General features: G+C 68.7%; 12 protein-coding genes and 1 riboswitch. Of the genes, 3 read left to right on the plus strand and 9 right to left on the minus strand.

What is annotated here, in order from left to right:
- Positions 1-88 precede the first annotated feature (88 nt).
- From AC1DZV_RS14735 to AC1DZV_RS14745, 3 genes are read right to left on the minus strand one after another with little or no spacing between them, the layout of a single operon-like run.
- On the minus strand, positions 89-892 hold the full coding sequence (locus AC1DZV_RS14735) for an energy-coupling factor transporter transmembrane component T family protein (RefSeq protein ID WP_476951955.1): 804 nt from the start codon (positions 890-892) through the stop codon (positions 89-91).
- Positions 889-2550: an ABC transporter ATP-binding protein gene (locus AC1DZV_RS14740; RefSeq protein WP_476954001.1), complete on the minus strand. Its 1662-nt coding sequence runs from the start codon at positions 2548-2550 to the stop codon at positions 889-891. The genes AC1DZV_RS14735 and AC1DZV_RS14740 overlap by 4 nt, the downstream gene beginning before the upstream one ends.
- Before the next feature lie 28 nt (positions 2551-2578).
- On the minus strand, positions 2579-3226 hold the full coding sequence (locus AC1DZV_RS14745; RefSeq protein ID WP_028275391.1) for an ECF transporter S component: 648 nt from the start codon (positions 3224-3226) through the stop codon (positions 2579-2581).
- Positions 3227-3292: 66 nt separating this feature from the next.
- A riboswitch (TPP riboswitch) is annotated at positions 3293-3436 on the minus strand.
- A gap of 187 nt (positions 3437-3623) precedes the next feature.
- Here AC1DZV_RS14745 and AC1DZV_RS14750 point away from each other — a divergent pair.
- The gene (locus AC1DZV_RS14750) at positions 3624-4169 is read left to right on the plus strand and encodes a heme-degrading domain-containing protein (protein ID WP_476951953.1); all 546 of its coding nucleotides are present in this window, start codon (positions 3624-3626) and stop codon (positions 4167-4169) included.
- A 39-nt stretch (positions 4170-4208) separates the two neighbouring features.
- Positions 4209-4472, plus strand: coding sequence for a DUF4235 domain-containing protein (locus tag AC1DZV_RS14755; protein ID WP_223915203.1), 264 nt, complete (start codon positions 4209-4211; stop codon positions 4470-4472).
- Between the two features lie 113 nt (positions 4473-4585).
- Here the strand turns inward: AC1DZV_RS14755 and mnhG are convergent, their stop codons facing one another.
- The 6 genes from mnhG to AC1DZV_RS14785 are packed head-to-tail and all read right to left on the minus strand — an operon-like array spanning position 4586 to position 10981.
- The gene (gene mnhG / locus AC1DZV_RS14760; RefSeq protein WP_476951988.1) at positions 4586-4933 is read right to left on the minus strand and encodes a monovalent cation/H(+) antiporter subunit G; all 348 of its coding nucleotides are present in this window, start codon (positions 4931-4933) and stop codon (positions 4586-4588) included.
- A 31-nt stretch (positions 4934-4964) separates the two neighbouring features.
- Complete coding sequence (locus AC1DZV_RS14765; RefSeq protein WP_018774043.1) at positions 4965-5243, minus strand: MrpF/PhaF family protein; 279 nt, start codon at positions 5241-5243, stop codon at positions 4965-4967.
- A complete protein-coding gene (locus tag AC1DZV_RS14770; protein ID WP_476951952.1) occupies positions 5240-5785 on the minus strand; it encodes a Na+/H+ antiporter subunit E in 546 nt (181 codons plus the stop codon). Before AC1DZV_RS14770 ends, AC1DZV_RS14765 begins: the two co-directional genes overlap by 4 nt.
- Positions 5782-7410, minus strand: coding sequence for a Na+/H+ antiporter subunit D (locus tag AC1DZV_RS14775; RefSeq protein WP_476951951.1), 1629 nt, complete (start codon positions 7408-7410; stop codon positions 5782-5784). The genes AC1DZV_RS14770 and AC1DZV_RS14775 overlap by 4 nt, the downstream gene beginning before the upstream one ends.
- Positions 7407-7928, minus strand: coding sequence for a Na(+)/H(+) antiporter subunit C (locus AC1DZV_RS14780; protein WP_230009245.1), 522 nt, complete (start codon positions 7926-7928; stop codon positions 7407-7409). The genes AC1DZV_RS14775 and AC1DZV_RS14780 overlap by 4 nt, the downstream gene beginning before the upstream one ends.
- Positions 7925-10981, minus strand: coding sequence for a Na+/H+ antiporter subunit A (locus AC1DZV_RS14785; protein WP_476951950.1), 3057 nt, complete (start codon positions 10979-10981; stop codon positions 7925-7927). Before AC1DZV_RS14785 ends, AC1DZV_RS14780 begins: the two co-directional genes overlap by 4 nt.
- Before the next feature lie 225 nt (positions 10982-11206).
- Here AC1DZV_RS14785 and AC1DZV_RS14790 point away from each other — a divergent pair, with 225 nt between their 5' ends.
- Positions 11207-12607 carry an MFS transporter gene (locus AC1DZV_RS14790; protein WP_476951949.1) on the plus strand — a complete coding sequence of 467 codons (1401 nt, stop codon included), beginning with the start codon at positions 11207-11209 and terminating at the stop codon, positions 12605-12607.
- Positions 12608-12636: the final 29 nt, after the last annotated feature.

Below are 12636 nucleotides of genomic sequence, written 5' to 3' on the forward strand. Positions count from 1 at the left end.
GCATGATTTATAAACCACGGCAATTCCGGCCGGAATGGCGTCAATCTCACACGGATACCCACGCCATGCGATAACCGGCGGCGCCGGTCTACTGTCGCGTGAGGAAGACGAGGTTCCAGGTGCCCGCGCCGAGGGCCGCGGCGACGGCGGCGGCCGCGATGCCGAGCCCGCCCAGCAGCACCCAGGCATCGAGTCCGCTGAACGTGGAGGGCCGGGCCCAGGTCCGGGCGGCACCGCCGAACCCGCGGGCCTCCATGGTCACCGCGAGCCGCGAGGCGCTCCGGATCGCCTGCACCAGGAGGCCGAAACTCTGGCCCAGCGTGGCGCGGAACCGCTGACAGGGGTTGCCGCTCGAGCCCACGCCGCGGGCCCGCCGGGCCATGCCGATGGTCTGCCATTGCTCGGCCATGATTCCGACGAGCCGCATCGCGGCCAGGGTGCCCAGGACGAACCGGTGCGGCAGTTTCGCGTTCTGGGCCAGGGCGTCGGCCAGGTCCGTGGGGTCGGTGCAGCTCATCAGCAGCACCGCGGGCAATGCGATCGCGAGCCCGCGGAGCATGAAGCCGATCCCCAGCTGCAGGGAACCGGCGCTGACGGACCAGATCCCCGCATCGAGCAGGACTGGTCCGGAATCGGGCGCCAGGATGGCCGTGCTCCAGCCGCCCAGCGCCGCCGCGAGGATCAGCGGCCAGCCGCGCTGCCACAGCAGGGCCACAGTCAGGCCCGCCAGCGGCAGGAGCAGCAGTTCGAACGCCAGCGCCACCGACGCCGACACCCAGTCAATGGAGAGCGCCAGGACCAGGGTGATCAGGGTGACCGCCGTGAACTTGGCGAGCGGGTTGGCCCGGGTCAGCAGCGCATGGTTGCCGCGCAGGCTCAGTGCGTCCCTCACGGCGAAGCTCCCTCCCGCAGCTGAAGATCCGGGCCGGGAGCGTCCGCGGCTGCGGGTTCCCGTGGCCGGAGGCGGAGTTCGGCGCCACCGAGGACGGCGCTGAATTCGGCGTCATGCGTCACGGACACGACGGCGGTGCCGGCGTCGAGGAGCTCGGAGAGGAACGAGGCGAGTTCGGCCCAGGTATTGGCATCCTGGCCGAAGGTGGGCTCGTCCAGGACCAGCACCTGGGGGTGCGCCGCCAGCACCGTGGCTACCGAAAGGCGCCGCTTCTCGCCGCCGGAGAGCGTGTAGGGGTTGGCGTCCACAAGCTCTGTCAGCCGCAGCCGCTCCAGCAGTTCGTCCACGCGGTCTTCGCCGTAGCCGAGGTGGCGCGGGCCGAACATGAGCTCGTCGAGGACCTTGCCGGTGACGAACTGGTGCTCGGGCTCCTGGAAGACGGTTCCGATCCTGGCGATCAGCTGCTGGGCCTTCCACCGGTAGGGATCGGGTCCGGCGCCATCGCGTAAGCGGCCACTGGAGCGACCACTGGAGCGACCACTGGAGTGACCAGTGGCGGGACTGCTCAGCTCCGCCGTGGCCGAGACCGTTCCCGCGACGGGCCGCAGGAGACCGGCCAGCGTCAGCGCCAGGGTGGACTTCCCCGTGCCGTTCTGTCCGGTGATGGTCAGCGCCTCGCCGGCGCGGACCCGGACCGAAACCCCGGACTGGACCGGACGCGGCGCGATGGTGCGGAAGCCGTCGCGCAGCCCGGCCCGCCGCGGCCGCTCGCGGGACACCGCGAGCGCGTCGGCCGCGAGCAGAGTCTGTCCCGCGCCCCGCGCCGGTGTCCGCATCCGCGTCGCCGGGACGTAGCCCGGCACCCAGACGCCCGCACCGGTGAGCATGTCCCGCGCCTCGGCCAGGACCCGGTCCGGCGGTCCGTCAATCAAGACCGCGGAGTCCGTGGCGGACCCTGGCTGGAGCACCACGATCCTGTCCACCAGGTCTTTCCAGACCCCCACCCGGTGCTCCACGACCACCAGCGTGGCGCCCGTCTTGTCCAGGCAGCGGCCGACGGCGTCCCGGACCTCCAGGACGCCCGCGGGGTCGAGGTTGGCGGTCGGCTCGTCGAGCAGGAGCAGCCCTGGCCGCATCGCGAGGATCCCGGCGAGCGCCAGCCGTTGCTTTTGTCCGCCGGAGAGGGCCGCCGTCGGGTGGTCCAGCGGCAGCTGTCCCAGCCCGACGTCGTCGAGGGCCTCGCGCACGCGCGGCCAGATCTCCGCCGCCGGGACGGCGAGGTTCTCCGCCCCGAAGGCGACGTCGTCACCGAGGCGGGAGAGCACCACCTGCGTTTCCGGGTCCTGCTGCACCAGCCCGGCGCGGCCGCGCTGCGCCCGTGGCGCGGCACCGTCGATCAGGAGGCTGCCGGTCTCGTCTGTGTTCTCGGCGTCGCCGGAGTCGCCGGGGTCGCCGGACGCGCCGTCGCCCAGCACACCGGCCAGGGCGTGGAGCAGCGTCGACTTGCCGGCGCCGGAGGGCCCCAGCAGGAGCACGCGCTCCCCCGGCCGGATGTCCAGGTCAAGGCCGCTGACCGCGGGCCTGGTCCGTCCGGCATGCCGCCAGCCCCAGCCGCGGGCCGTGACGGCGGCCGGCCGGACGCCCGGTGAAGATCTCATGATTCTCTGCAGGATTCAGCGACGGGGCTCAGGAAAAGACGGGCTCCGTGGCGGCCTTGCGGGAGGCAAAGGAGCCCAGCACTCCAGTCTTCGCCAGGCCGCGGGTGGCGAGCCAGGCCAGTCCGCCGGCAATCACTGCGCCGGAGATCGTCGTGAAGACGATGTAGGCGAGCTTGTCGCCGGCCTCGTAGGCGATGTTCCAGCCCCACGGCAGGAATGAATCGTTCAGGCCGCAGAAGAGGCCCGCCCCGGCGCCGGCCAGCACGGAGACGGGCAGGTTGAACTTCTTGTAGAGGAAGGCCGCGAAGACCAGTTCGGCGCCGAGGCCCTGCAGGATGCCGGAGATCAGCACCGTGGTGCCGTACTGCGAACCCATGATGAGCTCGCCGGTGGCCGCGACGGTTTCGCAGAAGAGCGCGGCGCCCGGCTTGCGGATGATGAGCATGCCCAGCACCGCCGGGATCATCCAGCCGCCGGCGTAGAGTCCGCTCAACGGCGGGTAGACCGCGTTGACCGGAGTCGAGATCAGGTTCGCGCCCTGGGACCAGGCCCAGAAAATGACGCCGCCGGCAACGGCGATCAACGCGGCCACCACAATGTCCACCACACGCCAGCTGTAGTTGCGCCGGGCGGATGAACGGCTGGCGGAACCATGCTGTGCTGAAATATCTGTCATGTCGTCCTCCTGAGGAACAGGAGGGGAGGGTGCGCCGGCCGGTCTCGGCTTCCGCCGCCCTCCGCGCACCCTGAGAACTCGACTCCCTTGCGCCGGTACTAACCGGATCAGGTTCGAGGGTCTGCGGCTGTCCGCACTCTCAGCGCCCACCAAAGGTTTCCCCGGATTGTTCCGGCGATGCCCGACGGCGGCGCTCCCCTGTCGTAATTATTTTCGCCCTTGTGGACTGGCTCAGTTTACACCCGGACGGCCGGGTTTTCAGTGGTGTGCCGTCACAATCGTGGACCGGACGGCGGAAGTCCCGGCGGCCCGGAAAACCCTCTTGGTAGAGTCGTCGTGCCGGACCCCCGGACCCGCCAGCGGGCGGCCTCGTCACCCACCGGAAAGCTGGAATATTTTGTCGCACACACCGGTCACCCAAGATCCTTTCGGGGAATACGATCCCGACTCCAGTGAGCCGCAGCCGCAGGGTTCCCTGGCGGTGCTCATCGGCCGCGTGCTGGCCGAGATAGAGGCGCTCCAGTTCGCGTCGTTCAGCAAGGATGACGCCCTGGACCTCGGGCTCCTCCTTGTCGAGCTGGGCAGGCAACGCTCGCTGCCCATCGCCGTCGACATCACCAAAGGCGAGCAGGTGCTCTTCCACGCCGCGCTGGACGGCGCCACACCGGACAATGAGCGCTGGATCAACGCCAAGAAGCGCACCGCCATGCGGTACGAGGTCCCGTCCCTGCTGGTGGGCCTCCGGGCCCGCGCCGCCGGCGGAAGGATTGAGGACAACGCCTGGTGGGATCAGTCGGAGTTCGCCGCCCACGGCGGGGCGTTCCCCATCTACGTGCGCGGCACGGGCGCCGTCGCCGTCGCCACCGTCTCCGGCCTGCCCCAGAAGGCGGATCACGAACTCGTGGTCGAGGCCCTGCGGATGGTCCTCACCCCGGAACGCTAGGCTAGGGGAAAACCGTTCCCGTCCCAAGGAGACCGAAGAATGAACATCCTCATCAAGCTGCTCGGCACCGGCGTCAGCCTCCTGGCCGGCTTTGCCGGCACCAAGCTGGTGGACACCATGTGGGAAAAGTCCACGGGCAACAAGCCGCCCAAAGGCCAGGAGGACGACGTTCCCACGACCCTGCGCTCGGCCCTGACGTTCGCCCTGATCTCCGCATCGGTCAGCGCCATCATCCAGGTGCTCGCCAACCGCGGCACCCAGCGCGCGATCACCCGCTTCGCCAAGACCCAGGACGTCGTCTGACCTGACCCGACCAGCCGCGGCGCCCACCGCGGCAGTCGAAGGCCCCGGCCGCGTCCGTCGATGTGCCGGCCGGGTCCGCCGGGCCGTACGGGTCCGCCGGGCCGTACGGGGGCTCAGCGGTCGTCGTCGTCCGCTCCGTGCGTGGCCGCATGCTGGGCGGCCTTCTGGACTACCGCCTCGAGCTCGTCGGAGCTCAGCAGCTCCGGGTGCAGGTGCTTGGTCCGGTAGCCGGCCCGGCCCACCATGTGGGCGGACACGGGCACGGTGAGCAGCTGGAAGAGCCAGGCCACCAGCAGGACGGGCCACACCGACCAGGTGCGCATCTGCAGGCCGAGGGCCGCCAGCAGCAGGAACAGGCCGAGGACCTGCGGTTTGGTGGCCGCGTGCATCCTGCTCATGAGGTCCGGGAAGCGCAGCAGCCCGATGGCGGCCGCGAGGGACATCAGGGCTCCGGTCACCATGAACACGGCGGAGACGGCGTCGATCACTGTGTCAGGATTCACGGACGCCCTCCCGCCTGTCGGCCACGAACCGGGCCACGGTGACCGAACCGACGAAGCCGATCAGGGAAATCGCAACGAGCAGCATCAGGTTGTTCAGGTGCCGGTTGGCGGCCATGTCGATGCACAGGGCCGCGCCGAAGATGGCCAGCAGCACGTCGGCGGCCAGAACCCGGTCCAGCAGCGAGGGCCCCCGCGCGATCCGGACGATCGCCCCCGCGGCGGCCAGGGACAGTACGACGGCGGTCACCGTCAGGACGGTCTGCATCATGCGGCGGTCTCCTGTGTCAGTGCGGAAAGTTCGGCTTTGGTCCCCATGATCCGGATCAGCCCGGCCTCGGTGTCCCGGACCTCTTTGCGCAGCTTGGCCGCGTCCTCGGCATTGCGGACGTTGATGCCGTGGATGTAGAGCGTGGACGTCGACCTGTCCACCTCCACCACGAGGGACCCGGGAATCAGCGAGATCACGTGCCCGGTGGCCGTGACCAGGAGGTCCGAATGGCTTCGGAGCGGCACGGCTACGACCGCGCTGACCACGTTGGGGCCGCGGACCACGGCCAGGTACAGGACCTGGCAGCTTGCCGCGACGACTTTTCCGAGGAAGATGAGGGCGAACGGCACGGCGCGGAGCACGTTGAAGCGGCCGCCGAGTTCCACCGGGGGCAGATAGAAAATGCGCGCCACGAGCACCGCGATGAGGGCGCCGAAGAGGAGATTGCCCGGGCTGAAGTTCTGCCAGAGCGCGCCCCAGACAAAGACGAGCCAGACCAGCAGCGGCAGTTCCTGGCGCAGCGAGATCCTTTTCCGGTTCATTTCCCGCCGCCCTCCCGGACCTGCACCGGATGGAGCGACGGAGGCACCGGCGGCACGGGCGCATCCGGGCCGAGCACGGCCTGGATGTAGGAGGTCCGGTCCAGCATCTCCTGGGCGGACTGGTCGGCCACCCTGAACAGCGGCCCGGCAAAGACCGTCAGAGCCACGCCAAAGACCACCAGGCCCAGGGTGGAGCCCACCATGGTGCGGGGCAGCAGGGTCACATTCGTCTTGCCGGCCCGGTCACCCGTGGCGGAGTCGGCCGGCGCTGCCAGGAGCACCGGATCGGGGTGTTCGGCGTCCCCGGGCTTGCGCCAGAACGCCCGGTTCCAGACCCTCGCAATCGCCAGCAGGGTCAGCAGGCTCGTCAGCACGCCGCCGATCACCAGGGCGTAGGCCAGCGGCGTCCCCAGTTCCACGCCTGCCTGAAGCAGCCCCAGCTTGCCCAGGAAACCCGAGAACGGCGGGATTCCGGCGAGGTTCATGGCGGGAATGAAGAACAGGACCCCCAAGACCGGGGAGAGCTTGGCCAGTCCCGCCACGCGGTCCATGGACGAGCTGCCGCCACGGCGTTCAATCAGGCCGGTCACCAGGAACAGGCTGGTCTGGACAGTGATGTGGTGGGCCACGTAGAACACCGCGGCGCCCAGGCCGGCCACGGTGGACATGGCCAGGCCGAACACCATGTAGCCAATATGGCTGACCAGGGTGAAGGACAGGAGCCTCTTGATGTCACTTTGGGCCAGGGCGCCGAGGATGCCCACCACCATGGTCAGCAGCGCCGCGACCATGAGCGGGGCGTTGAGCGCATCCCCCGGGAAAAGCAGCGTTTCCGTGCGGACCATCGCATAGACGCCCACCTTGGTCAGCAGCCCGGCAAACACCGCGGTGACCGGGGCCGGGGCGGTGGGGTAGGAGTCAGGGAGCCAGAAGGACAGCGGGAAGACGGCGGCCTTGATGCCGAAGGCCACCAGCAGCATGACGTGCAGCAGCGTCCGGGTGCCCTGGTCGAGGTCGCCGAGCTTGATGGCGAGGTCCGCCATGTTGATGGTTCCGGTGGCGCCGTAGATCATGGCGATCGCGATCAGGAACAGCACCGAGGACACGACGGAGACCACCACGTAGGTCACGCCGGCCCGAATGCGCGGGCCTGTCCCGCCGAGGGTGATGAGCACGTAGCTGGCCGTCAGCAGGATCTCGAAGCCGACGTAGAGGTTGAAGAGGTCTCCGGTGAGGAAGGCGTTGGACACCCCGGCCACGAGGATCAGGTAGGTCGGGTGGAAGATCGAGACCGGCGCGTCGCGGTCGCCGTCGGCCATGCCCTGTCCCGTTGCGTAGACCAGCACCGCAAGGCTCACGGCCGAGGACACCACGAGCATGAGGGAGGAGAACTGGTCCACCACCAGCACGACGCCCCAGGGCGGCAGCCAGCCGCCGATGTTCACCGCGGCCGTCCCGCCATCCCAGACGGAGGCCAGCAGCCAGCATTCCAGCAGCAGTGTCAGCGTCAGCACGGCGATGCTGACCGTGCGCTGGACCCGCGGGTGATGGATGAGCAGGAAGGTCAGGGCGGCGCCCAGGATGGGGAGTACGACGGCGAGCGGGGCAAGGCTGGTGATGTTCACTCTCCGCCTCCTTCCGGGCTGGGGTCAACGTTGAGGGAGCCGGGCTGCTCTTCAGAAGCGGCCTTGTCGGCCCGCACGGGGCGGTCACCGGACATGACCGTAGCCAGCGGGAACTCCGAAGTCTCGACCGGGATCACGGAGTCATCCTCGGCATCGAAGCTTGGCGTTTCCGCGACGCGGCGGTCCTCGGCGTCGTCCTGGATTTCATCCTGGCGGGCCAGGACCCAGGTGCGGTAGATGATGCCCAGCATGAACGCCGTGACGGCGAAGGAGATCACGATCGAGGTCAGGATCAGGGCCTGCGGCAGGGGGTCGTTGTAGTCCCCCGCCGGGGTGTCCTTGTCGAAGAGCGGCGCCAGCCCGGCGTAGCCGCCGGTGGCGAGGATCAGCAGGTTCGTGGCGTTGGCCAGCAGCATGAGGCCCAGCAGGACCCGGGTGAGGCTGCGTTCGAGGAGCAGGTAGATGCCACAGGCGTACAGGGCGCCCATGACCGTCAGCAGGGTCAGGTTGACGCTCATGTTCTCCCCTTGGCAGTGGTTTCCGCGTCGGCGGACCCGTCGGCGGACCCGGAAGGGACACCGGCCGGGATTCCTCCGCTGTCCTGGTCTTCGGCGGACCCCTCTTCGGTCGTCTCGGGTTGTTCTTCGAAGTGCTCGTCGATCTCCGCGCCGAGGCTGCGCAGCACGTCCAGGGCCAGTCCGACGACCACGACGTAGACACCGATGTCGAAAATGGTCGAGGTGACGAACTTGATGTCGCCGAAGACGGGCAGCCACAGCTCCACGATGGCGCTCTGGAACACTTCGCCGCCCAGCAGCAGCGGCGTCATTCCGGCGGCAGCCGCCGTGGCCAGTCCGATCCCCAGCAGGGTGCCGGCGCCGACGGGTGTCGCTTCGCGCAGTTCGAAGCGGCCGCCGGCCAGGTAGCGGATGGTGAGGGCGAGGCCGGCCGTGAGGCCGCCGGCGAAGCCGCCGCCGGGCAGGTTGTGGCCGGCGAGGAGCAGATAGATGGAGAACACGATCATCGAGTGGAAGATGAGGCGCGTGACCACCTCGAAAATGATCGAGCGGCGTTCGGGTGCCAGGGTCCGGCCGGCCACCAGCCAGGCGTCGCGAGTGGCGGCAGCGAACCGCCGGTTCATCGCCAGGGCGGCGTCTTCCCTGGTGCTTCCCCTGGCCCCGGTCCGCCGGCCCACGGTCCCTTCCGCGACGCTCGCGGATGTCCGGATGCGGTCGCCGCGGCCGCGGACGAAGATGAGGCTTGCCACGCCGGTGGCGGCCAGGGCCAGGACCGAGATCTCGCCAAAGGTGTCCCAGGCCCGGATGTCCACCAGGGTCACGTTGACGACGTTGAGGCCGCCGCCGCCCTCATAGGCCAGTTGCGGGAACTGCAGGGAGACCGGCGGCGCCACCCGGGCGCCGAGGGCGTGGATGGCCACGAAAATCATGGTGACGCCGAATGCCAGGCCGATCACCACGCGGATGACCCGGTACTTGCCGCCGGTGCGGTCCCGCAGCCCCGGCGGAAGGCTCCGCATGGCCAGCACGAACGCCACCAGGATCATGGTTTCGACCAGCATCTGCGTCAGGGCGAGGTCCGGGGCTCCCTGCAGGGCGAACATCATCGCAATCCCGTAGCCGGTGACGGACACCATCAGGACGGCCAGGAACCGTTTGTTGGCGCGCACCGCGGCCAGCGCCCCGATCACGATTCCGGCGCCGGCCACCAACTGCAGCGGCGAGCCGGGATCGATGACATAGAGGCCGGGCGGCAGCGGTTTGTTGGCCAGCAGCAGCGCCGTCAGCGGCAGGACGAACGCCACGGTCAGGATGACGGACAGGTAGAAGAAGAGCGAACCTCGCTGGGTCCGGCCGGTGATCCATACCGCGGTGTCGTCCAGGGCGCCGATCGTCTGCTGGTAGGCACGGTCGCTGTCGATCCAGCCCGGCACCAGCGCCTGCAGCCGGGCCACGGCGTTGCGGCCGTAGAACATCGCCAGGCCCAGGACGAACGTCACTGCGGTCAGGCCCAGGGCCGGGGTGATGCCGTGCCACAGCGCCAGGTGCCCGGGCGGGGCCTCGGAGCCGTGCACAAAAAGCTCCGCGTAGGGCTGGATCCAGGCGTCAACGGGGGCAGGCCACAGCCCGTAAAGGATTGTGAGGAGGCTCAGGATCGCCGGCGCGGCGAGGAACGCCGGTTTGACCGGCTTGAAGGCCGTGGGCTCCACGCCGGGCTTGAGGGCGAAGGCTCCCCACATGAACCGGGCGCTGTAGGCGAAGGTCAGGATGGAGCCCAGGACCACACCGGCCAGGAGCCAGGGTCCGGTCCCGGTCTCCGACTTGTACTGGAGGAAGGCCTCGAACACCGATTCCTTGGCGACGAAGCCGGCCAGCGGGGGCACGCCCGCCATCGAGGCCGCGCCGATCGCCGCGACGACCGCCAGTGCCCTGGCCGATCCGTAGACGCCGGAGAGCTCGCGGATGTCCCGGGTCCCGGACTGGTGGTCGATGATGCCCACCACCAGGAAGAGCGTGGCCTTGAACAGCCCGTGCGCCAGGAGCAGGGCTATTCCGGCGAGTGCCGCGTCGGGGGTGCCGAGGCCCACCACCATGGTCATGAAGCCCAGCTGGCTCACGGTGCCGTAGGCGAGGATGAGCTTGATATCTGTCTGCCGGAGGGCCCGGTAGCCGCCCACCAGCATGGTGGCCAGGCCCAGGCCGAGCACGATCGGCAGCCACGCCGCGGTGTCCGCGAATCCCGGAGCCAGCCGGGCCACGAGGTAGATCCCGGCCTTCACCATGGCCGCGGCATGCAGGTAGGCGCTCACGGGGGTGGGGGCAGCCATTGCGCCGGGGAGCCAGAAGTGGAACGGCACCAGGGCGGATTTGGTGATCGCACCGATCAGGATGAGGACGACGGCGGCGTTCACGACCCCGCCTGCGGGGCCGGCGACCAGGGTGGGAGCCAGGTCCATGATCGCCTGGATCCGGTAGGTTCCGGCCGTCGAACCGAGCATGATGAGCCCCACGAGCATGGCCAGGCCGCCGGCGGTGGTCACCACGAGTGCCTGCAACGCCGAGCGCCGCGCGGACAGCCGGGTGCGGGCGTAGCCGATCAGCAGGTAGGACAGCACGGTGGTCAGTTCCCAGAAGATGAACAGCAGCAGAAGGTCATCAGCGGTAACGAGGCCGAACATCGCCCCGGCGAAGGCCAGGAGCTGGGCGCCGAAACCGCCGAGGTAGTCGTCCTTGTCCTTGAAGTAGCGGGCGCAATAGACCAGCACCAGCGCACCCACCCCCAGCACCAGCAGGGACATGACCCAGGCCAGGGCATCCATCCGGAACGCGAGTTCGAGCTGCAGTCCGGGAATCCAGGGGATGACTTCGGTAATCGCCCCGTCAGAACCTGAATAGACTGTGCCTGCATAGACTTCGTCGTGCTGCAGCAGCAGCCAGACAAAGGAGGCCGCGGGGACCGCGGCCAGGGCGAAGAACGAATTCCTGCCAAACTTTCGGAACAGCAGCGGGGCCACAGCAGCCACCGCAAAGTGCACGGCAAGGACTGTGATCACTGGTATCTCCGCAACGTCAGAAAGTCGATTGTCAGCAAGTTGGAGCAGGCGGGTCATTTGTTAGGTTCGGTGCCGTCAGTTTACCAAGCGTGTACAAATTCTTTTGGCCGGGACACCGGCCGCTGAACAATGCGACGCAAATGTGAAGCCGGGGTTAAACCCCGGCTGGCAAAAACCCCTCCCGCTCCCCCTCGGAGGACGCCCTGGGCGGCTACGATTCTGGCTATGAACACTGCCGCCGCCCCCGAGGCCATGCGCCCCTCGGAACTGGAATCGGGAAGTCCCGTCCCGCACCGGGGCCGGATCCTCGCGTGGGCCTCGTGGGACTGGGGTTCGTCAGCCTTCAACGCCGTCATGACAACATTCGTTTTCACCGTCTACCTGACCTCCAGGGCATTCGGCGGGGAGGACCAGGCCTCGGCAGTCCTGGGCGCCGCGCTGGCCGTCGCCGGCGTGGCCGTTGCCCTCCTGGCCCCGGTCACCGGGCAGCGCTCGGACACGGGCGGCCGGCGGAAGCTGTGGCTGGGGGTCAACACTGCCGCCGTCGTCGTCCTGACCGGACTGTGCTTCTTTGTCTTCCCGCGGCCGGACTTCCTGATCCTGGGCGTCACGCTCATAGCGCTGGGCAACGTCTTCTTCGAGTTTGCCGGGGTCAACTACAACGCCATGCTCACCCAGATCTCCACCCCGCGGAACATCGGCAAAGTGAGCGGCTTCGGCTGGGGAATGGGGTATCTCGGCGGCATCGTGGCGCTGCTGGTTGTGCTCCAGCTTTTTGTCCAGCCCAGCGTGAACTGGTTTGGCGCCTCCACCGCGGACAGCCTGAACATTCGGCTGGTAGCGGTGTTTTCGGCCCTGTGGTTCCTCGTCTTTGCACTGCCCGTGCTGTTCGCGGTCCCGGAGCTGCCGCGCTCGGACCGGGGAGCCGGGCTGGGGTTCCTCGCCTCCTACGGCCTGCTCGTCCGGCGCATCAAGGCGATCTACCGAACCAGCCCGCACACTATCTACTTCCTCCTCGCGAGCGCCATCTTCCGGGACGGGCTGGCAGCTGTCTTCACCTTCGGCGGGGTGATCGCGGCCGGCACCTTTGGCTTCGAGCTCAAGGACGTCATCTTCTTCGCGATCTTCGGAAATGTCGTGGCGGCCGCCGGCGCCATCCTCGGCGGCTTCCTGGATGACAGGATCGGGCCGAAGACTGTGATTATCGCGTCCCTCGCCGGCCTGCTGGTCGCGGGTACCGCGATCCTGGTCCTCGGCACCGGCAGTTACAAGTTCTTTGGCATGGCCTGGACCGGGACCACCACGTTCTGGGTCTTCGGCCTGCTGCTGTGCCTCTTCGTGGGGCCGGCCCAGTCGTCCTCCCGCGCCTACCTCGCCAGGCTCGCCCCGCACGGCGAATCCGGCGAGCTCTTCGGCCTCTACGCCACCACGGGCCGGGCCGTAAGCTTCCTCGCCCCCGCGCTGTTCACGCTGTGCATCGCCGTCGCCGCACCCTTCGTAGCGGAGGGCCAGGCCCAGCGCTGGGGCATCCTCGGCATCATGGTGGTGCTGCTCGTGGGCCTGCTCGTGCTCCTGCCGGTCAAGGCCCCCGACCAGACCGAAATCGCGGTGGTCCCCGAGTCCTGAGGCGGCCGAATCACCGGTTCGCGCACTAG

The organism is Arthrobacter sp. P1_D12, assembly GCF_056406175.1.

What these genes read in the sequence shown, in the direction of transcription:
- AC1DZV_RS14740 (WP_476954001.1), bottom strand. Translation starts at nt 2,550, where the DNA reads ATGAGATCTTCACCGGGCGTCCGGCCGGCCGCCGTCACGGCCCGCGGC.
- AC1DZV_RS14745 (WP_028275391.1), bottom strand. Translation starts at nt 3,226, where the DNA reads ATGACAGATATTTCAGCACAGCATGGTTCCGCCAGCCGTTCATCCGCC.
- AC1DZV_RS14755 (WP_223915203.1), top strand. Translation starts at nt 4,209, where the DNA reads ATGAACATCCTCATCAAGCTGCTCGGCACCGGCGTCAGCCTCCTGGCC.
- mnhG (WP_476951988.1), bottom strand. Translation starts at nt 4,933, where the DNA reads ATGGTGACCGGAGCCCTGATGTCCCTCGCGGCCGCCATCGGGCTGCTG.
- AC1DZV_RS14765 (WP_018774043.1), bottom strand. Translation starts at nt 5,243, where the DNA reads ATGATGCAGACCGTCCTGACGGTGACCGCCGTCGTACTGTCCCTGGCC.
- AC1DZV_RS14770 (WP_476951952.1), bottom strand. Translation starts at nt 5,785, where the DNA reads ATGAACCGGAAAAGGATCTCGCTGCGCCAGGAACTGCCGCTGCTGGTC.
- AC1DZV_RS14780 (WP_230009245.1), bottom strand. Translation starts at nt 7,928, where the DNA reads ATGAGCGTCAACCTGACCCTGCTGACGGTCATGGGCGCCCTGTACGCC.
- AC1DZV_RS14790 (WP_476951949.1), top strand. Translation starts at nt 11,207, where the DNA reads ATGAACACTGCCGCCGCCCCCGAGGCCATGCGCCCCTCGGAACTGGAA.